The organism is Deinococcus sp. Marseille-Q6407 (genome assembly GCF_946848805.1).
GTDB lineage: Bacteria > Deinococcota > Deinococci > Deinococcales > Deinococcaceae > Deinococcus.
Window position 1 is genome coordinate 18,879 of sequence record NZ_CAMPFU010000005.1, and the last position, 19,245, is coordinate 38,123.

Consider the following 19,245-nt stretch of genomic DNA (forward strand, 5'->3'; position numbering starts at 1 on the left):
TGGTACCGCTTCGGCGGCGGCCCCGCGGGCTTAGGCGGTCGCTTCCACATGGGGCACCAGTTGCTGGGGCGCGCCGCCCGGCCCGAGGCGGGTGATGACCACCTCAGAGCCAGCCTGCAGCAGAGTGAAGCTTTTGACCGGCAAGGCCAGCGGATCAAGTTCAAACCCGGCCAGCCCTGCGGCGTAGGTCAGCACCTCGTCAGGACCGTACTCGGTCCAGGCGCTGGCGCGGCGGCCAGCATCCAGCTGGGCCTGGAAGATGCAGGCCAGGCGGTCGGCAAAAGTCTGAACCTGCTCAGGCGTGTAGCGGGCCTCGCTGCGGAGGTTCAGGCTCAGGAGGGCAGGGAGGTCGGATCCGGACTCGCCTGGGCTGGGGTCACTGAGGAACTGCGCCCACCAGTCGGCCGCGGCCTGGGCGGCCGGCCCAGGGACGCACTCCCGTGAACCGGGGTGTAAGTCGGGCATGGGGAAACTCCTTGAAGGACATAGGGTAAGGGCTCAGAGTCCCAGGTCACGAAGAGGTGACCGTGAGGGGCCTGGGGGTCGTTTCGGTGGTTATCAAGTGGCATAAGTACAGGCTGCACCATCCCCCGGGCATATCCCGGACCGCCCCTGTTAACGACCCGGCCGGGTCACTGCCCCATAGGGCAGGCTGAGGCTTCACCTCAACCAGTCCGCTGCTCAGATGCCAGGTAAGGCCGCAGGGTACTGGGGGTCATGCTGCTGCGGATGATGTCGCACTGAATGTCGCGGTCGCTCAGCAGGGCCACGGTGATTTTCAGCGGCGTGACTGCCACGATCTCGTGCGGCTCCCGCATGTAGACGACCTGGTCACCCACCTGCCACTCGCTGCGCCCGCTGACGCGCAGGCTGCCGGCCACTTCGCCGGCTGGCCGTTGCTGCACCATCTCGCGGACGGCCAGACGCTGCTCGGCATGTTCCTGCAGGAGACGCAGCAGCTCGGTGGTGTAGTTCAGCCCCGGCAGCCCTGGGTTGGTTTCCTGCTCACGGCGGCGCTGGGACATATTGCGGCGGGCCTCGTTGTGAAACTCGCGCAGCTGCTCCAGGCTGATCAAGCTGGCAATCTCGCGGCGGTCCAGGCCACCGACGACTTCCGTGCTGAGAGGAGGCATCTTCTTGTCTCCCAGCTGATACGGCGACAGCCAGCGTTTGTTCAGGTAGCGGTCCAGCTGGGCGTTGACAGCCGCCACCGCGCCCGCCGGAGCCGCGCCGCCCGGAACTTCTTCACCAGCAGTGGGCTGGGTATCCTGCTGCCCGCCTTGGCCGATAGCTGACTCAGAAAGGTCAGGCCCGTGAAGTGAGGCAGTGTTTGCGGGCTGTGCTGTGATGCCCTCTTCCTGCCCGCCTTCGGCTTCATCGAGTAGAGCCTCCAGCAGATCTTCTGGCGAAGCCTCCTCAGAAGAAGAAGCGTTCAGGGTGGCGTCCTGCTCCCCAGCTTCCAGTGCGGGTGCTTCTTCTTCTGAATCTAAGGAAGAAGCTATGGAATGAATCTCTTTATTCATCCGGAAGTTTTTCCGAATGGTTATTATCTTCGCTTCCATTTCCATCCGGAAGTTTTTCCGAATGGCTTCCAGACGCATTATCTTCGGGTTTTTGCCCTGTGCCGGGTTCTGGCTGTTCGGCGCCCTCTTCAGTGGAGCCACCATCTTCACCCTCTGCCGGGTCGAGGTCGGGCTTGGTCCGTGTGGCTGCCCAGGCATCGACTGCCGCTTGGACATTGGCACGGCAAAACAGGTACTGAAGCTTGCGGTCGTAGGGCTGGTGGGGGTTATTCCGCAGCTTGAGAAAGCCCAGCTGCTCCAACAGTTTCATTTTCTGCGAGACCGTCTTGTCGCTGAGGGTACCGAGCAGGTCCTCGGTGGCGATCTCTGTTGCTGAGCGGTAAATCCACAGGCCCTCATCCTGATCTGCGGCCTCTCCATGCGCTTTCTTGGTGGAGTTCTGGGCGCGGGCCTGCGCGCGGGCCTTGAGTTTGTACTTGTACCACTGCTCGCCCCAGTTCAGCAGGATGGCGGCACTCTTGTCGCCGTTGGTGATTGCGAGGTAGGACTCTCTGATGACCACGAAGGTCTCTCCAGCTGGTCGCTGAATGATGTCGGTTGAATCACTCACGTAAATCCTTCAACGCTCTTGGGGTTTCCCCCCTAGTGGGCCTATGATTGACCCCTGACGTGTAGGCGCGTTACACTACACGTAAGCGAAGGCCGCCGCCTAAGCGACAACCACAGCAAAAAGTTGTTACCACAACCCTGGGAATTCCCTCGCAGAAGATTGGCGTCAGATGCGGGGGTTTTCCCTTTTCTGGTCTCTCGCCAGAATCGGGTTGCCCCTACAATAGCGTCTGACCTGCGTGAATGGAAGATAAGACTCATAAGTTGCACCTTGCATAGCTGAGCGAATAGCCGTGCTGGTGGAGGAATTCTTGCTCTTTTTGAAGCTGGCTCAGCAGGTGGTTCAGCCTGACTTCGGGGAAGAGGGTATGTAGGGCCAAGCGGGCTGCCTCTTTCAGGGTCATGTCCTCAGAGCGGTACAGCATGGTCAGGGTGAAGGCCAGGAAGACCATCAAAATCCAGCGGTCCAGACCCCTGGCAGTTCGCAGCGCGAACTGCGCCAACCCAAACTGATGCTTTCCCTCCTTAAAAAAGGATTCCAGCGCCCAGCGCCGTTTTCCTTCAGCAAGGATGTCCTTCCCCTCCAGCAGCTCGGATGACACCGCGAAGAATTCACGGTCCCCACGGTCTATTCTCCCCAGGGTCAGCGTTTCTAGAGGCCAATTGGCGAGGTTGACATACCCTCCGTGCGGACAATCCGCCACTGTCACCCGCCCAGGATGATCCGTGCGTCGGTTGCTCCGCACACCCACCACGAACTCGAAACCGAGACGCTGCACACCGTCCAGAAAGACAGCGGATTCGAATCCACTGTCTGCCAGTACGCAGACCTGAAAGCGCTTCCCGACGAAGTTTGGCACCTCTTCCAGCAGGTCAAGGGCTAACGTGACGGGAGTGCTGGTGTACTTGCCCTGGTAGACCCGGTAAGAAATGGGGAACTTCAGTTCCCCATTTTCGGCGAACAAGACCACCAAATGAATGCCGTGCCTGCCGTTGTAGACGCTGACGTAGGGCAGTTGAGTCCCCACCTTTTCCACCGTGGTCAGATCCACGCTGAGACGCAGACGAGGTCTGCGTTTGTGACGAGCCGCGTCCAGCAACATGCGCCACTGGAAGTCCTGCATCTCTTCCCAGCAGCGGTCTGAATTCCAGTCATAGATGTTGAAGAAACGGCTGAGTGCACTGGGACTGACTCCCTCAGCCTGGCTGAAGTTGGTCTTCTGACCTGGACTGTGGAAGAGGTGCAGCGAAGCTTGCAAGCTTCGCTGCTGATACAGCGTCTCTGGAATATCCAGAATCCGCTGTGAGAGAATATGGGTGCGCTCCCCTGAAACCGGTTGATTCACACTTCCAGAATTTCAGCTCTGGGAGCGCTTTTTGTCCGCCTATTCAGGTGCAAGTTCTGAGAATAACCGTTTTTTGCTTTTGAAACGATTCATAGAAGTTATGTCGCGGAGAGAAAAATGGGGGAATATAATATAACCCAAGTCGTATCCGGCAACTACTTATCTTTCCTCTCTTCGTCTGATAATGATCCTAAAGTAGGGTGCTTTTCCGTTAATTCGCAGATCTTTCCCGTCATTCCCCTTGCGAAATCCTACGATCTCAAATTGAGCAGGATTGTGTTTATGGAGGAAGGTAATGGGCACTCCCATTAGTCCGAACCAATCAGAAGGGATATCCTTGGTTTTATTGACGTTGATACCATCGAGGTTGTCATAGTGAGGATAATCAGCCTCGTTAGCGCTGTAGGTCTTCACGAGAGGAATATCCTGATGACGTCGTTCAGAGTCTAAATTAGTGAGCCAGAGGCTGTTATTTGTGGACACGATCCGCTCGCCTCGGTCATTCAATCTGGCTTCGGTACCATAAAGCTCATAATGATCAGGAACAATAAACCCAGAAATATCACGCCCCAAACCGACCCCGAGCCAAATCTTGCCAGCATGAATGAGTCGGAATATCTCCTTGTAGGTAATGGCATTGACGGTGGCAATAATCAAGAAATCTTTGTTAAAAGATTCTATGCACCCAACAAACTCGCGAAGCAAGGAGTATGGGGGATTAGTAACAATGATATCTGATTCCCGAAGCAAAGCAACACACTCATCGCTTCTAAAGTCCCCATTCCCTTGCAGTAGTGTTAACTCATCGTTCTTCCAAGCGACAAGCTCATCTGGATTCCCTGTGTATGAAAAATAGGTACCGCAATTGCTACCATCCACTGCATATCCGGTAGCAATGAGCCGCCTTAAACCAAGACGGGTAAAGTTATCTAAAAAATATCGGACAAAATTACTCTTTTTTGGGTGATCTGTATTACAATAGACGGTCCTGCCTTTGAATTGGCCCTCATAATATTGAAGCTCACGGTCAATATCGACCCTCTGAGTATAAAACTCATCCTTCTTGTTCTTTTTTGCTTCCGTTAAGAAAGAGCGATCGATAAGTCGTGACATTACTGCTGGTTACCCGTTTCATTCTTTGTCATCTGGCTGAATAAGTCACTTGCAAGTAATCTAATTGATGTTCTAGCCACGTCTAGCATGACATCCGCCATTTTGTCTGCATCCCATTTCTGACCACGGCCTTCAGTATAAATTGAAGCTGCCTGCAACATTATCGCTTGATTTCGGCTAATCACACTGATATTTTCACATAGATTCGTGTTGATTGGCATTGAATAGTTAGCGGCAGTAAGGCGATCAATCCTATTCAGATTACTTGAGTTATACTCGAGTATAACTGTTCGTCCGTCTGGGCGAGTAACCTCTATAGTTTCAGTGAGAAAATTGGAACCCTCCAGAAACAATACGTAAGGAAAGTGCTGCTCGTCTAGCATATAGTTAGCTATTTCTTTTATATTTTTGTGAGAACGCTCTATTGCATTCCCTGCTGCCATAATGTCCTGATCACTGTTTTTACCGACAAGAACACCTAGTTTAATATTTTCGACATCTTTTCCCTGATATTTTGCTTCTGTGACTAGAACGATACGCCATTCACCTTTATCGTCTTTGACCTCAATGATACCGCCATCCGGACGTATTGCTGCATTACTGACGAAAAGCTCATGCCCAAGCCTGTCATCTATTGCATGCAAGCGTTTATTGATTGTCGATTTGCTTAACGAAGCACGCTTGCGGAACTCCATCATAGGAAACTCTATGCAAAGCATTTCCATGACCTTTGTCGCGACTTCCCCTACGTCTAGGTCATGCTTGCGAGCCAACTCACTAAAAATGCCTTCCACGCCTTTGCTAGCTATGTGCTGAGTAGTCAATCGATCTGTTTGACCTTTTTTGCGTGCCACTAGTGAAACCTCCTGAAGACTGAACGAGAACTCAAGCCATTAAAATACAGTACATGGGTGGATAGTCTCTCAGTAGGTGACAACTTCAGTTCGACCTCGTTCCAGACGGCAAAAACCAACAGACGGCCCCATCAAGCTTGATGGGGCCGTCTGTGTGCGGTCTTCTGAGAGTGTGAAAACAACAGAATCCGCTGCTCAGCAGGCTACCGCACTCACCCAGCACTTCAAAGCGCACGCCAGTCATCTCCGCATTGACACCCTTCAGCGCTTGATTGACGTCCTTCTGGCGATGATTGCCGCGAGGAGCATCAATCATCACGACCTGAGTGCCCACATGCCGGGTATCAGCATGCCCCAGGCTAAGAAAAGGCGGGCAGACCGCACCTTCCGGGATGAGCAGCTGGACATGGACTTTTTCATCGCTCTGCTCGTCGTCCATCTTCCACCGGGGAAGGTGTTGCTGAGTCTGGACCGCACCAATTGGGAGCATGGGGAAACGCCCATCAATTTTCTGGTGCTTGGAGCCGTGGTTCATGGCTTCACCCTGCCCCTGATTTGGGTTCCTCTTGATGAGTCTGGGAACAGCCACACCTACGCCCGTATGTGGTTGGTATTGAAGCTCCTCCGCGTCTTGCCAGCGAAACGCTGGCAAGGCCTGGTGGCTGACCGTGAGTTCATCGGTGCGGAGTGGTTCCGTTTTCTCCGTCGTCAAGGCATCAAGCGGGCGATCCGCATTCGGCACAGCGACATGCTGGACGACATGAATGGGAAGGAATGGTTTAAGCACGTCCAGCACGGTCATTTCCATGAAATCGACGAAAAGGTGTTCGTGTTTGGCGAACTCATGCGGGTGGTCGCGACGAGGTCATCCACAGGTGACCTCGTCATCATTGCCACAGATTTCAGCGCTCGGAAGACCTGGAAGCTGTACAAGCAGCGCTGGTCAATCGAGTGCACCTTCAGCAGCTTCAAGAAGCGAGGCTTCGACCTGGAGCGGACTGGGATGACGGAAAGGAGCCGTCTTCAGCGGCTCTTCGGCCTTGTGACACTGGCCTGGATGTTTTGTTTGCGCTTGGGGGTCTGGTTTGACCAGACCCAGTCCATCCCCATTCTCAAGCATGGTCGTAGAGCGGTCAGTCTGGTGCGGTACGGTGCTCAGCATCTCGTAGATGCCTTACGATGGAAACCACAACAGTTCATGGCTGTCCTAGACCTGTTGACCCAGCCTTTTTGCCCACCAGGAGGGGCTGGAAGTGAAGTTGTCACCTACTGAGATCCACGCTTAAAGAGCGGGGTTAGATAAGGACCAACATTGGTGCGTTCACCTAGCCCAAGATGTTCCCGAATTTCCATATGTGACGGAGCTTCGCGGTTAGCAGCAAAATATTGTCCGATGTAGAGCAGTATCTCTGTCTGTCTTTTCGAGAGACTGGGAATTGGCTCTAATGGGTCAATGGGCATAGCAGGAGTATAGCAGTCGACTAGCAGTAGATATAGCAGTTTCTCCTGGTGTCTGGCCTCAAGAGGCAGTCATGATCTTCTTGAAGAGTTTCTGCCAGACGCTACTTGCTGTCTTCTCAATGGTTGGCGGGGACTTGGCGATCATCCGAGCTTTGAACTGCTTTGCCAGTGTGACCTTCCAGCCGGGATCTAGCGTGATGCTGTTCTGTGCTGCAAATTCCTCAATCTGGTCGACAAGGGGACGTGTGGGCTCATATTGATCACTGAAGATCTCATCGGCATCCCGGAACAGTTTGTTGAGAAGTGGGTCAAGAACATTGATGGGAATCAGATCCTCGATTTCGGCGTCTGGGATCGTGGTGTAGTCACTCACGGGAATGATGTTTTTTGGATTGGCCTTGTAAAGGTCTGCGGCGAGCTGTGCTTGCATTGCGCGGCCAGACGTATCACTGTCTACCACCACGGGTGGTAGCGCTCCTTCCCTGGCCACCAGGATGCTCGTCAGGGGTTTAATGCCCTTGGTGCCACCGGACGGCACAAAAAGGAGTTCCTGCCCTGGGGCGATCAGTTTCTCTTTGATTAGCCAGTTCTTGATAGCACTCAGGTAGATCTGATCCGAGACGCCTTCCACGATGACAGGGAAGCAGCCTTGCAAGAGCGTATCGGAGATACTCAGGCCCAACGCGGCATGTACTGCATAGATGGACCGTTGCTGGTTACTCTGCCCCTCAGCCGCACGCAGATTCTCGGAGGCCACCGTGAAGCCCTCAGGATCGACATAGACCACTTTCACGCGGTCTACGTGGTTCGTATCTACCAGAAATGGGGACTGGGTGGTGTGGATTACCTGGTTCGTCTTTGAGAGGTTGGCGAAGAAATCTGCCAGGTCACGCTGCGCAAGAGGGTGCAGGGAGTGCCCCGCCTCGTCGAGTAGCAGAATTGTGTTCTGGTGGGCATCTTTGCTTTCCACGAGGAACACCAGGTAGAAGCTCAGGAACCACTGAAGGCCTGTGCTGCGGTTTTCCAGCTCAATCTGTTCGGGTCGCTGTCGGTCGGCTACGAAGATACGGAAGTAGTTTCCGTCTGCACGGAAGTCGAAGATGTATTGGCCCTGTTTCCACCACTCCTGGAATTCACGGGATAGGCGGCTTTGGGCGGAATGCAGCAAGGCCTGACGCTCAGTTTTCCTAGCAGCGGCCTCCTGCGCAGCTTCAGGGGTAACCTGTTGGTAAGCAGACCCAGTGGGTTCGGCACCCATCTGCACTATTTCCTTAGGGTCCAGACCTACATACTCAAACAGTACTCGCAGTGTTCTGGCTTTCGCTTCGGCGATGCCGGTGAGATCCTTACGAGCCATGTTCTCGATTGCATGAGGCAAGTAGATCTCCGAGTCAAGATTGCCGTAATTGGAGTAGTAGACGAACTTGGGAATGGCGTCCAAGACCATATCTTTAACACCTCGGATGAGGTGCGGCTCTCCGAAATATTTTTCTATTACGAGAACTTCCCTATAGACCTGCCGCAGCGCTTCCCTGAAGGGGGATGATTCTGGGAGCTTGGTCCAGGAAGCGGTATTACTCCGTAAAGCCATGAGCAGCTCAGGATTTATAGGAGTGCCAGCGCTTGGATAAAGTTCCAATGCATTAGAAAGGCTGGCTTCGGCAGTCTCTTTACTCTTTTGAAGTTCTTCAGTCGGCGCTGCCTGCGCCTGCACTACAGCTATTTGTTCCGTCAGGACCTTATGGAGTGAGGTTGATGTTAGAGATTGGGTGGGCGTGGCGTTCAGGAACTTGATGTGAATCTCCCCATCAAAGGTTCGCGATACTCGGACATCTAAATCCCTATCTGACGATAGATAGGTTTTCTGCTTGATCTCCTCCGCCGCTTTTCCAGTAATGGAGAAGTCCGTCTCAATAAACGTTATCGTTTCCGGCTCCTTGCGAGCTGTGGAGTATATCCGGCGGGGCATATCTGCGAGCAGGTTGATTTCCCCGCCTTGGGCTGGATTCAGCTTCCATAAGGCCAACAGTAGATTGGATTTTCCGGCTTCGTTCATGCCGACTAAAGTAGTAACAGCGTCACAGGTGATCCAACCGCTGTCTTCCACAGACCGGAATTGTTGTACACGGAATTGTAAGAGTGACATATGTTCTCAGACTATCAAGTGCTTTTACTTCAGCGCTGCAACCCTGACACAGATCATGCTGTACTCATTGTTGATGTAAGCCTGAAATTCCGTCCCACCTCTTGGCCAGAATGCGTGACACTGTCGCCTGACTGACGCCGAAGAGCCGGGCGCAGTCCGCCGCTGTCTTTCTGCCTGACCGAACCGCTTCCCGGATTTCTTCTTGCTGAGCCGGAGTCAGCTTGGGACGGCGGCCCCCCACCCGACCTGCGGCTCTGGCTTGCTCCAGGCCAGCTTTTGTGCGTTCCTGAATCATGGCCCGCTCGAACTCCGCGAAGCTGCCGACCATCTGCATCATCATCCGTCCTGCTGGGGTGGTGGTATCAATGTTCTCGGTCAAGCTACGGAAACCTGCTCCACGCTGTTCTATTTGCTCCAGGATGGTCAGGAGGTCTTTCAGGCTCCGGCTGAGTCGGTCCAGTTTCCAGACCACCAGGACATCTCCCTCGCGGAGCTGCTCCAAGGCTTTGTGCAACTCCGGTCTATCCCAGCGGCCACCACTGGCCTGCTCCTTGAAGACCTGACCCACCCCAGCTCCCTGCAAGGCCTTCAACTGAAGGGCGGAATCCTGGTCGCCTTTGGAGACTCGTGCGTAGCCAATCAGCATGGGGGAAAGCCTTACACAAACGGAGACGCAAAGTCACACGGTATCTCTTAGTACGAACACCGTTAGAATAGGGTATGCGAAAGACTCATAAGTTGCACCTTGCATAGCTGAGCGAATAGCCGTGCTGGCGCAGGAATTCTTGCTCTTTCCGAAGCTGGCCCAGCAGGTGGTTGAGCCTGACTTCGGGGAACAAGGCGTAGAGAGCCAAGCGTGCAGCTTCATTCAAGGTCAGGGCCTCTGAGCGGTGCAGCGTCGTCAGGGTGAAGGCCAAGAAGACCATCAAAATCCAGCGGTCCAAACCCCTGGCAGTTCGCAGCGCGAACTGCGCCAACCCAAACTGGTGCTTCCCCTCTTTGAAGAAAGATTCCAGCGCCCAACGCCGTTTTCCTTCGGCCAGGATGTCATCTCCCTTCAGAAGCTCGGATGACACCGCGAAGAATTCGCGGTCCCCACGAATCACTCTCCCCAGGGACAGCGTTTCCAGGGACCAATTGGCGAGGTTGACGTACCCCCCATGCGGACAGTCTGCAACCGTCACCCGCCCAGGATGGTCCGTGCGCCGGTTGCTCCTCACACCCACCACGAACTCGAAACCGAGGCGCTGCACACCTTCCAGAAAGACAGCGGCCTCAAAGCCGCTGTCCGCCAGTACACAGACCTGAAAGCGTTTCCCCACGAAGTCTGGCACCTCTTCCAGCAAGTCGAGGGCCAGTGTGACCGGGGTGCTGGTGTGCTTGCCCTGGTAGATCCGGTAAGAAATGGGGAACTTCAGTTCCCCATATTCGGCGAACAAGACCACCAGATGGATGCCGTGCCTACCGTTGTAGACACTGACATAGGGCAGCTGAGTTCCCACCTTTTCCACCGTGGTCAGATCCACGCTGAGCCGCATTCGAGGTCTACGTTTGTGACGAGCTGTATCCAGCAGGATGCGCCACTGGAAGTCCTGCATCTCTTCCCAGCAGCGGTCTGAATCCCAGTCGTAGATGTTGAAGAAACGGCTGAGTGCACTGGGGCTGACTCCCTCAGCCTGGCTGAACTTGGTCTTCTGACCTGGACTGTGGAAGAGGTGCAGCGAAGCCTCCAGGCTTCGCCGTTGGTACAGCGTCTCTGGAATGTCCAGAATCCGCTGTGAGAGAATATGGGTGCGCTCCCCTGAAGCCTGTTTGTACACACTTCCAGAATTTCAGCTCTGGGAGCGCTTTTTGTCCGCCTATTCAGGTGCAAGTTCTTAGAAAGACCCTTTCTCGAATTGGGAACAGCGAGGCCCTGGTCATCACCAAAGAGATGAAGGAGCTGACAGGCATCGGCAGCGAAGTGCAGATCGAGATTCAGGGGAATGCCATTATCATCACGCCGGCCCAGGACGCATCGCGTCCTGAGACCCTGGCTCGTCAGCAGCGTTTTGCTCAGGCGCGTGACCAGGTGCTGAGTGAGTACGATGACCTTTTCCGCCAATTGGCCGATGCTTGAAGGCTTAAGTCGGGAAGAAGTGGAGGCGCTGCATGACGCTCAGATCGAGCGCTATGGCGGCTCGCCCGGTTTGCGAGACCCAGGGTTACTGGAAAGTGCACTGGCGCAACCGCTTCAGGAACTGTTTGGGCAACGGCGGTATCGACAGTGCCTGCCCAGGCGGCGGCCTACCTTTATTACCTGTCACGTGCCCACGCCTGCGTCGATGCGAACAAGAGAACTTCCCTGAGCTGTGCCCTGGTGTGGCTGGCCCTGCATGACCTTCGGTTACGCCTGCCTGAGTCAACAGGAACTGTTCGACCTGACCCTGGCGGTGGCCCAGGGGCAGCTCTCGCTGGAAGAGGCGATCGAACGCTTTGAGCGTGCAGTCTGGTAGTGCCCACTTCAAGTTCCATTGCACAAACCTGTTGCATTTGATTTTTATTCTGCAAGGAGTTTTTGCAAGGCAAGAACGCCGTGTTCTTCGCCTTGCCAGAAACCTTTCCAAAAACGACCGTTTACGCAAGTCTGCTCTGTTAGGCGAATTTAAGAGAAATCTATTCGCCCACTCAGGCGGCGGCTTATGATCTGTTTTCCAGATGATTGCTATTCAGTGGGAGCACCTAGAAAGGCCAATGCTTTACCAGCTTCGGTTAGATTTTCTTGTCCATTCCCTCAGTAGGTGACAACTTCACTTCCAGCCCCTCCTGGTGGGCAAAAAGGCTGGGTCAACAGGTCTAGGACAGCCATGAACTGTTGTGGTTTCCATCGTAAGGCATCTACGAGATGCTGAGCACCGTACCGCACCAGACTGACCGCTCTACGACCATGCTTGAGAATGGGGATGGACTGGGTCTGGTCAAACCAGACCCCCAAGCGCAAACAAAACATCCAGGCCAGTGTCACAAGGCCGAAGAGCCGCTGAAGACGGCTCCTTTCCGTCATCCCAGTCCGCTCCAGGTCGAAGCCTCGCTTCTTGAAGCTGCTGAAGGTGCACTCGATTGACCAGCGCTGCTTGTACAGCTTCCAGGTCTTCCGAGCGCTGAAATCTGTGGCAATGATGACGAGGTCACCTGTGGATGACCTCGTCGCGACCACCCGCATGAGTTCGCCAAACACGAACACCTTTTCGTCGATTTCATGGAAATGACCGTGCTGGACGTGCTTAAACCATTCCTTCCCATTCATGTCGTCCAGCATGTCGCTGTGCCGAATGCGGATCGCCCGCTTGATGCCTTGACGACGGAGAAAACGGAACCACTCCGCACCGATGAACTCACGGTCAGCCACCAGGCCTTGCCAGCGTTTCGCTGGCAAGACGCGGAGGAGCTTCAATACCAACCACATACGGGCGTAGGTGTGGCTGTTCCAAGACTCATCAAGAGGAACCCAAATCAGGGGCAGGGTGAAGCCATGAACCACGGCTCCAAGCACCAGAAAATTGATGGGCGTTTCCCCATGCTCCCAATTGGTGCGGTCCAGACTCAGCAACACCTTCCCCGGTGGAAGATGGACGACGAGCAGAGCGATGAAAAAGTCCATGTCCAGCTGCTCATCCCGGAAGGTGCGGTCTGCCCGCCTTTTCTTAGCCTGGGGCATGCTGATACCCGGCATGTGGGCACTCAGGTCGTGATGATTGATGCTCCTCGCGGCAATCATCGCCAGAAGGACGTCAATCAAGCGCTGAAGGGTGTCAATGCGGAGATGACTGGCGTGCGCTTTGAAGTGCTGGGTGAGTGCGGTAGCCTGCTGAGCAGCGGATTCTGTTGTTTTCACACTCTCAGAAGACCGCACACAGACGGCCCCATCAAGCTTGATGGGGCCGTCTGTTGGTTTTTGCCGTCTGGAACGAGGTCAAACTGAAGTTGTCACCTACTGAGGAGGCAGACTTATGGGGTTCAGATTTACTGTCCGAGTGCTCTCAGTCAATTCCTGCTGAGTCTTCAGCTCATAACTTGCACCTTGCATAGCTGAGCGAATAGCCGTGCTGGCGCAGGAATTCTTGCTCTTTTCGAAGCTGGCCCAGCAGGTGGTTGAGCCTGACTTCGGGGAACAAGGCGTAGAGAGCCAAGCGTGCAGCTTCCTTCAAGGTCAGGGCCTCTGAGCGGTGCAGCGTCGTCAGGGTGAAGGCCAAGAAGACCATCAAAATCCAGCGGTCCAGACCCCTGGCAGTTCGCAGCGCGAACTGCGCCAACCCAAACTGGTGCTTACCTTCTTTGAAAAACGACTCCAGCGCCCAGCGCCGTTTTCCTTCAGCAAGGATGTCCTTCCCCTCCAGCAGCTCGGATGACACCGCGAAGAATTCACGGTCCCCACGGTCTATTCTCCCCAGGGTCAGCGTTTCTAGAGGCCAGTTGGCGAGGTTGACATACCCTCCGTGCGGACAATCCGCCACTGTCACCCACCCAGGATGGTCCGTGCGCCGGTTGCTCCGCACACCCACCACGAACTCAAAACCCAGGCGCTGCACACCGTCCAGAAAGACAGCGGATTCGAATCCACTGTCTGCCAGTACGCAGACCTGAAAGCGTTTCCCCACGAAGTCTGGCACCTCTTCCAGCAAGTCGAGGGCTAACGTGACGGGAGTGCTGGTGTACTTGCCCTGGTAGACCCGGTAAGAAATGGGGAACTTCAGTTCCCCATACTCGGCGAACAAGACCACCAGATGGATGCCGTGCCTGCCGTTGTAGACACTGACGTAGGGCAGTTGAGTCCCCACCTTTTCCACCGTGGTCAGGTCCACACTGAGACGCAGACGAGGTCTGCGTTTGTGACGAGCCGCGTCCAGCAACATGCGCCATTGGGTGTCCTGCATCTCTTCCCAGCAGCGGTCTGAATCCCAGTCGTAGATGTTGAAGAAACGGCTGAGTGCACTGGGGCTGACTCCCTCTGCCTGGCTGAACTTGGTCTTCTGACCTGGACTGTGGAAAAGGTGCAGCGAAGCCTCCAGGCTTCGCCGTTGGTACAGCGTCTCTGGAATGTCCAGAATCCGCTGTGAGAGAATATGGGTGCGCTCCCCTGAAACCTGTTTGTACACACTTCCAGAATTTCAGCTCTGGGAGCGCTTTTTGTCTCCCTATACAGGTGCAAGTTCTGAGGAAGGTGCTGTTGCCCGGAGATGGTCAGCAAAAGCGGACTGGGCCTTGTTTTTCGGTGGAAGCTCGGGGAAGGTGCCCACGGTCTATACAGAAGCTGGAGCTGACCCAACAGGCATCAGCTCCAGCTTCCTTGTGTTTTGTGGTGAGGCGCTTACTTGTGGAACGACACCCACGTCTTCGTCAGTGTGCCGCTGCGAACCACCAGATCACCCTCTGCCGACAGCTGACTGTCGAGCTTGTTGGTGGCCTGCAGGACGTTCCAGCCCGGCTTGACGGTGAAGTCCACGTCGTAGCTCTTCCGGCGGTCGGCGCAGACCGCACTGCCAGTCACGTGACCTTCGCCGCGTGCGAAGACCAAATGGTTGATCGTGTAGAAGGTGCCTGCCTGACGCGGGGTCTGGGTCACGGTGTTCAGGAGTTCCCTCGGCTGGCTGCCATCACTCTGTTCACCCAGCATCAGGTCATTGATGCTGCTGAGGGTCGCAGGGACGCTCAGGGGCTTGTTGATCACGCAGTTGCTGGCCTTGGCTCCAGCTTCCAGTTCCCGCAGTACATCCACCAGATTGGCCTTGTCCTCCAGCTGGGCCGGCAGCTTCAGCGTGAAGTTGCCCTGGGCGTCGGTGGCTGTGCGTGCCACTTCCTTGCCGGTCACTTCGATGCCGATCACCGTGGTGGGTGCGGTCAGTGGGGAAATCTTGCCGTTCTGTTCGCTGCTGACGGTGCCGCTGATGGTGTCACCCAACTGGGCAGCGGGCGGACGCTGGTTTTGGCAGGAAGCCAGCAGCAGAGGCAGGGCCAGGCCGGCGGCGGTCAGTTTCATCAGGTGGGTCATGGGGTGTCCTTTCTGGATGCCAGCGCATCACAGCTGGGGGAGTGAGTGTCAGGGGACGGTAACGGTTAGCTGCGTGTCTGCCGCACGGCCAGGTTGCACCTGGTAGAAGTTATCCACGGCAGACTGCTCCGGAACAGATGGGTCGGCGTATTCTAGTGCACTGACACCGATGGCGTATTCTAGTGCACTGACACCGATGTTGAGCCTGTGCTGTCCAGGGCCGAGTCCCAGCGTCGCGGCGTCCACTGTCCAGACAGTTTGCCAGATACCACCCTGCTGAACCAGCGGGATGGTGGCCAGGGGGTGTTCGAACGAATCACGGTGAATCCTCAGACTTCTGACCCGGCTTTCTTTGGTGCCAGCGCAGGTATCGGCCTGTCTGGGGTCATACGTGACAGTAATCTGGGCAGGCAGGGTGACGGTTTGGGTGGACAGCTGATAATACCGGGCAGTCCCCGACAGTTGTAGGCAGCTGTCTTTGGGCATGAGTGTACCGGCAAGCTGGTGGCAGCCGGTTATCAGAGGAGCAAAGAGAAGCAGGGGAAGCAGACGTTTCATAGGTATCCTCCAGGGATAACGCCGTTTAGGGCCTAGCGAGGTTGTGCGCGAGTACAGCCAGAACGACGCGGAGCTTGAGTGACGCCAGAGTTTTGGTCTGAACGGAACGAATTTGCGCTTCTACGAGCGCAGAGAAGACCGTTTCAATGCGTTTGCGAATTCTGGGATGGCGAGATTCTCGCCATCCCGTGTCGTATTTGGTGTTCTTCTTGGGTGGATACACGTAGCCTAGACAGCAATAGCCTTTGTCGCCAATGATGGTTGGGCCTTCAAACTCTGGCCACCTGAGATTCAGCTCGTAACTCACCGTAACGTCGTGGAGGTTTGCAGGTCGGATGACGTACTGAACGATTTGTCCACCTGGTGTGACCCAGGCGTGCAACTTGTATCCGAAGAACTCACCCTGAGTTCCGAAACCCCACTTTGCTCCTGGGAATTGACAAAGATGAGTGCGTTTGGGACGGCAAATGGGGAGGGGCATCGAATCAATCACAACCTCGGCGCACGGCTGAGCTGGGCTGGCAACATGTTCCAAGAGTGGTAAAAGCTTGATGCCCCTGGTGTAAGCCTGTGTGTAGGAAGGAAGACCGGGACGGTCTTCCTTGAGGATGTTCCACCAGATGGAAGCAAATGGATGCTTGAAGATGAGACGGGAGAGCAGCAGAGCAACCAGCATGGCATCTGTGACCTTCTGGTGCTGGCAGGATTTCCGGTCACTGAAGTGCTTCCTGGCCCAGAGATAGAGGTGGCGAATGACGTGTCGACGTCCTAAACTATGGTGGAGACGATATTTAGCCATGTCGTCTCTATTTTTATGTGCCTGAGACGCACTTCAACAGTGGTCGGTCAGCCCTAAACGGCGTAAGCGACTCAGTGCACTGGGGCTGGCTCCTTCAGCTTGGCTGAATTTGATCTTCTGGCCTGGACTGTGGAAAAGGTGCAGCGAAGCCTCCAGGCTTCGCCGTTGGTACAGCGTCTCTGGAATGTCCAGAATCCGCTGTGAGAGAATATGGGTGCGCTCCCCTGAAACCTGTTTGTACACACTTCCAGAATTTCGGCTCTGGGAGCGCTTTTTGTCCGCCTATTCAGGTGCAAGTTCTGAGTCAGGCCACTGAAATCAATGATGTAACGCTGGGCGTCATGGCCGTTGACATCTTTACCTACCTTAAAGGGTCGGATAACAGCGCTGTTATCGTGGCTCTCAGGATTGGGCAAGATTTGCATGTTCTGAGCATCCTGCTTGCTCAATAAGAAATGCTTACTGCCGGGAATCACCCCGATAAAGGACCGCCCTGCATTTCTGCTCAGCTGGGCGGCACTCCGTAAATCTGGGCCACTGCAAAGGTCGACGTGAATAGCGCCTACCTCCGTGCGGATAGTGCGGCGGCGTTTGGGATCACGCTCGTCACCCTCATGGAGCAGCAGTGCTTTGTCTGTCTGGCTTCCATCGTCGAACATCACGATGGCTGTCCGAACGGCGGCCCCGCTCTGAATCCAGGCACGGTCAGGCCACGCGGCAAAGATGCTGCCGCTTTCGTTAATGCGTTCCAGTACGCGGGCATTTTCTCCCATGCCAATAGAGTTGGTAGCAATCAGGCCAACGCGACTGGTTCTGCCGGTGGCAACATTCTCTCTGGCCTGCTCAAAGAAGTAACACACGAAGTCGCTCTGGCCTGGAATCTTCCCGCTGTAGGCGCCGCGCAGCTTGTCCACATAGACACCGCCCAGTTGCTGCCGCATAGGCGAGTAGCCCAGGAAAGGCGGGTTGCCCACAATAAACTCGGCCTCCGGCCATTCCCGTGCTGCTGGACCGTCCATTACGGCGTCACAGTGCTTGAGACCCGGCAGGGAGCGCAGCACCGGAGAGACCTCCCGCTTCTCGCCATGCTCAGACAGCCATTGCAGGTAGCCGATGTGCAGCACCATGCCGGCGATTTCGTGGGCGTAGGCGTTCACTTCCATACCTAGAAGCTGTTGTGGAGAAACCTGGGCTGCTGGAACTTGGTCAAGGGTAACTGCCCGGATGGTTTGGCGAACTTCCAGCTCAAGGTCCAGCAAAAGCCGGAGTGACACGTACAAAAAGTTGCCTGACCCCATTGCCGGGTCCATGACGCGCACCGACGCAAGCCGCTGCTGAAAAGCCTTCAGGCGCTCAACGACTTCTTTGGTCAACTGTTCGGTTTCAGCCTGCTGGGTAAACAGGTCACCGCTCGCGGCACGGTTCTCTTCAATCTGGTGCAGCATGGGCTGAATCTCTGCACGTACCGTTTCCCACTCTTTCCTGAGTGGAACGAAGATGACCGGCTCCACCACGTCCAGAATGTCGGCCAGTGGGGTGTAATGTGCGCCCAGCTGCCAGCGCTTCTCCGGGTCAATCACCAGCTCAAACAGAGTGCCGAAAATAATGGGATCGATCTTTGACCAGTTGCGCTGCGCTGCGTCGTGCAGCCGGTTCAGAGCCGTCCGGTCTAAGTTCGGGGCCTGGGTAGCTTCAAAGACCCCACCATTGATATAGGGAATGCGTCCCTGCATGGTCAGGCGGCCTACCTTCATGGCCTCGAACAGCTCCTGGCACATCGGGGAAAAGTCTTCCGGGTGCTGCAAGGCCGCTTTGAGCAGTCGTGTGAACGTTTGCTTCGGCAGCAGTCCCACGTCCTCTGCGAACAGGGTGAACATCACGCGAATCAGGAAGTGAGCCGTCTCCTCCGGGTCTTCTCCCTCTTTTTTCAGGGCGTCACTGATTTTTGCCAGAGACTCCACAGCAGCGACGGTTGCCAGCTCAATGGCGCGGGCGGGATTAAATTCCTGGAGCGCCGTCCACAGCAGGCGCAAACGCTGCCGCGTCTCTTCTTTCAGCAGGTCTTCCAGGTCGTACTCTTCGACATGCTTCTGGGTGCCGGTGAAGTTGGTATGCACCCGGATGGTCTGCATGTCACAGACCACCAGCAACGGCGGATTTTCGAGGTCTTCCCGGTAAGTCAGCAGCTGTTGGTAGGCGCGGTTCAGGTCTTTGCCCTTCCCCTTGTATTCCCAGCCAAAAGCGCCACGTTTCCATATGTCCGCAAAACCACTGCCTCCGGTGACCTTGAGGACCGGCTTCTCGAAACGGTACTCGTTGCCTTCGGGGTCTGCCTCCATCGGCGTTGGAACACCTAAAAGCTGGCACAGGTCCATGAAGTGACTTTGTGCCGCCCCTTTCTCATTCACGGTGGCGTGCTTATAGCGCTGCACAAAGGTTTCTGGCGTCATGGGCATGCGAAGCAGTTTATTACGTCAGCGGCCTAGCCCTCTTTTTGGCACTGGATGATCTTTGGGATTAATCCACCAGTCGCGTCCCTGCAACTCGGCAGTTGGCAGACGGCCCGCCCGTGCCAGTTTGCGGGCATTGCTGGGGTCCATGTTGCGTTTTTTGGCCCATTCACTAAGCGGCACTTTGTCTCCGTGCTTTTTAACTTTCCAGTCGCGCCCCTGTTTGAACGCACCTGGCACCTTGCCGTCTGCGGCCAGGCGGCGTGCCCACGAAGCCTCTACGCCATTTTCTTTTGCCCAGTCGGTAAGTTGCATGGGTTTGTCCATGCAGACAGATTACCCTCTAGCGTGCCCAGAA

18 protein-coding genes are annotated in these 19,245 nt (G+C 55.4%); 2 read left to right on the plus strand and 16 right to left on the minus strand.

The window, feature by feature from the left end; all coding sequences use genetic code 11:
* Nucleotides 1-30: 30 nt before the first annotated feature.
* From OCI36_RS11720 to OCI36_RS11745, 6 genes are all read right to left on the minus strand, one after another.
* Complete coding sequence (locus OCI36_RS11720) at nt 31-465, minus strand: hypothetical protein (protein ID WP_261665264.1); 435 nt, start codon at nt 463-465, stop codon at nt 31-33.
* Between the two features lie 200 nt (nt 466-665).
* Nucleotides 666-1,523: a hypothetical protein gene (locus OCI36_RS11725; protein WP_261665265.1), complete on the minus strand. Its 858-nt coding sequence runs from the start codon at nt 1,521-1,523 to the stop codon at nt 666-668.
* Nucleotides 1,516-2,133, minus strand: coding sequence for a hypothetical protein (locus tag OCI36_RS11730; protein ID WP_261665266.1), 618 nt, complete (start codon nt 2,131-2,133; stop codon nt 1,516-1,518). Before OCI36_RS11730 ends, OCI36_RS11725 begins: the two co-directional genes overlap by 8 nt.
* A 256-nt stretch (nt 2,134-2,389) precedes the next feature.
* Nucleotides 2,390-3,478: a transposase gene (locus OCI36_RS11735; protein WP_261665267.1), complete on the minus strand. Its 1,089-nt coding sequence runs from the start codon at nt 3,476-3,478 to the stop codon at nt 2,390-2,392.
* 159 nt (nt 3,479-3,637) lie between these two features.
* Nucleotides 3,638-4,591 carry an adenine-specific methyltransferase EcoRI family protein gene (locus OCI36_RS11740; RefSeq protein WP_261665268.1) on the minus strand — a complete coding sequence of 318 codons (954 nt, stop codon included), beginning with the start codon at nt 4,589-4,591 and terminating at the stop codon, nt 3,638-3,640.
* On the minus strand, nt 4,591-5,415 hold the full coding sequence (locus OCI36_RS11745; protein ID WP_261665269.1) for an EcoRI family type II restriction endonuclease: 825 nt from the start codon (nt 5,413-5,415) through the stop codon (nt 4,591-4,593). Before OCI36_RS11745 ends, OCI36_RS11740 begins: the two co-directional genes overlap by 1 nt.
* 319 nt (nt 5,416-5,734) lie before the next feature.
* Here OCI36_RS11745 and OCI36_RS11750 point away from each other — a divergent pair, with 319 nt between their 5' ends.
* A complete protein-coding gene (locus OCI36_RS11750) occupies nt 5,735-6,718 on the plus strand; it encodes an IS4 family transposase (protein ID WP_261665233.1) in 984 nt (327 codons plus the stop codon).
* Between the two features lie 246 nt (nt 6,719-6,964).
* Here OCI36_RS11750 and OCI36_RS11755 read toward each other — a convergent pair whose 3' ends face one another.
* The 3 genes from OCI36_RS11755 to OCI36_RS11765 form a co-directional block, all read right to left on the minus strand.
* A complete protein-coding gene (locus OCI36_RS11755; protein WP_261665270.1) occupies nt 6,965-9,052 on the minus strand; it encodes an AAA family ATPase in 2,088 nt (695 codons plus the stop codon).
* Nucleotides 9,053-9,116: 64 nt separating this feature from the next.
* Nucleotides 9,117-9,698 (minus strand): recombinase family protein, encoded by a 582-nt coding sequence (locus OCI36_RS11760; protein ID WP_261665271.1) that lies wholly within the window; start codon nt 9,696-9,698, stop codon nt 9,117-9,119.
* An 85-nt stretch (nt 9,699-9,783) separates the two neighbouring features.
* The gene (locus OCI36_RS11765; RefSeq protein WP_261665272.1) at nt 9,784-10,872 is read right to left on the minus strand and encodes a transposase; all 1,089 of its coding nucleotides are present in this window, start codon (nt 10,870-10,872) and stop codon (nt 9,784-9,786) included.
* Between the two features lie 47 nt (nt 10,873-10,919).
* On the opposite strand from OCI36_RS11765, the gene OCI36_RS11770 reads away from it, so the two are divergent.
* A complete protein-coding gene (locus OCI36_RS11770; protein ID WP_261665273.1) occupies nt 10,920-11,171 on the plus strand; it encodes an AbrB/MazE/SpoVT family DNA-binding domain-containing protein in 252 nt (83 codons plus the stop codon).
* Nucleotides 11,172-11,825: 654 nt separating this feature from the next.
* On the opposite strand, the gene OCI36_RS11775 is transcribed toward OCI36_RS11770, so the two are convergent.
* The 7 genes from OCI36_RS11775 to OCI36_RS11805 all read right to left on the minus strand — a co-directional run bounded on the left by OCI36_RS11775 (nt 11,826) and on the right by OCI36_RS11805 (nt 19,214).
* Nucleotides 11,826-12,809 carry an IS4 family transposase gene (locus tag OCI36_RS11775; protein WP_261665313.1) on the minus strand — a complete coding sequence of 328 codons (984 nt, stop codon included), beginning with the start codon at nt 12,807-12,809 and terminating at the stop codon, nt 11,826-11,828.
* A gap of 289 nt (nt 12,810-13,098) precedes the next feature.
* Nucleotides 13,099-14,187: a transposase gene (locus tag OCI36_RS11780; RefSeq protein WP_261665274.1), complete on the minus strand. Its 1,089-nt coding sequence runs from the start codon at nt 14,185-14,187 to the stop codon at nt 13,099-13,101.
* Between the two features lie 212 nt (nt 14,188-14,399).
* The gene (locus tag OCI36_RS11785; protein WP_261665275.1) at nt 14,400-15,080 is read right to left on the minus strand and encodes a hypothetical protein; all 681 of its coding nucleotides are present in this window, start codon (nt 15,078-15,080) and stop codon (nt 14,400-14,402) included.
* Between the two features lie 48 nt (nt 15,081-15,128).
* Entirely contained in the window at nt 15,129-15,638 is a 510-nt protein-coding gene (locus OCI36_RS11790; protein ID WP_261665276.1) for a hypothetical protein, read from the minus strand.
* Between the two features lie 25 nt (nt 15,639-15,663).
* A complete protein-coding gene (locus OCI36_RS11795; RefSeq protein ID WP_261665277.1) occupies nt 15,664-16,437 on the minus strand; it encodes an IS982 family transposase in 774 nt (257 codons plus the stop codon).
* Between the two features lie 71 nt (nt 16,438-16,508).
* Nucleotides 16,509-18,893 (minus strand): DNA methyltransferase, encoded by a 2,385-nt coding sequence (locus tag OCI36_RS11800; RefSeq protein ID WP_261665278.1) that lies wholly within the window; start codon nt 18,891-18,893, stop codon nt 16,509-16,511.
* 18 nt (nt 18,894-18,911) lie between these two features.
* Nucleotides 18,912-19,214: a hypothetical protein gene (locus OCI36_RS11805; RefSeq protein ID WP_261665279.1), complete on the minus strand. Its 303-nt coding sequence runs from the start codon at nt 19,212-19,214 to the stop codon at nt 18,912-18,914.
* Nucleotides 19,215-19,245: the final 31 nt, after the last annotated feature.

Excerpts from the sequence above, each read along its gene's own strand:
- OCI36_RS11800 (WP_261665278.1), bottom strand. The coding sequence starts at position 18,893 with ATGCCCATGACGCCAGAAACCTTTGTGCAGCGCTATAAGCACGCCACC.
- OCI36_RS11795 (WP_261665277.1), bottom strand. The coding sequence starts at position 16,437 with ATGGCTAAATATCGTCTCCACCATAGTTTAGGACGTCGACACGTCATT.
- OCI36_RS11725 (WP_261665265.1), bottom strand. The coding sequence starts at position 1,523 with ATGAATAAAGAGATTCATTCCATAGCTTCTTCCTTAGATTCAGAAGAA.
- OCI36_RS11750 (WP_261665233.1), top strand. The coding sequence starts at position 5,735 with ATGATTGCCGCGAGGAGCATCAATCATCACGACCTGAGTGCCCACATG.
- OCI36_RS11785 (WP_261665275.1), bottom strand. The coding sequence starts at position 15,080 with ATGACCCACCTGATGAAACTGACCGCCGCCGGCCTGGCCCTGCCTCTG.
- OCI36_RS11790 (WP_261665276.1), bottom strand. The coding sequence starts at position 15,638 with ATGAAACGTCTGCTTCCCCTGCTTCTCTTTGCTCCTCTGATAACCGGC.
- OCI36_RS11755 (WP_261665270.1), bottom strand. The coding sequence starts at position 9,052 with ATGTCACTCTTACAATTCCGTGTACAACAATTCCGGTCTGTGGAAGAC.
- OCI36_RS11740 (WP_261665268.1), bottom strand. The coding sequence starts at position 4,591 with ATGTCACGACTTATCGATCGCTCTTTCTTAACGGAAGCAAAAAAGAAC.
- OCI36_RS11805 (WP_261665279.1), bottom strand. The coding sequence starts at position 19,214 with ATGGACAAACCCATGCAACTTACCGACTGGGCAAAAGAAAATGGCGTA.
- OCI36_RS11760 (WP_261665271.1), bottom strand. The coding sequence starts at position 9,698 with ATGCTGATTGGCTACGCACGAGTCTCCAAAGGCGACCAGGATTCCGCC.
- OCI36_RS11775 (WP_261665313.1), bottom strand. The coding sequence starts at position 12,809 with ATGATTGCCGCGAGGAGCATCAATCATCACGACCTGAGTGCCCACATG.
- OCI36_RS11720 (WP_261665264.1), bottom strand. The coding sequence starts at position 465 with ATGCCCGACTTACACCCCGGTTCACGGGAGTGCGTCCCTGGGCCGGCC.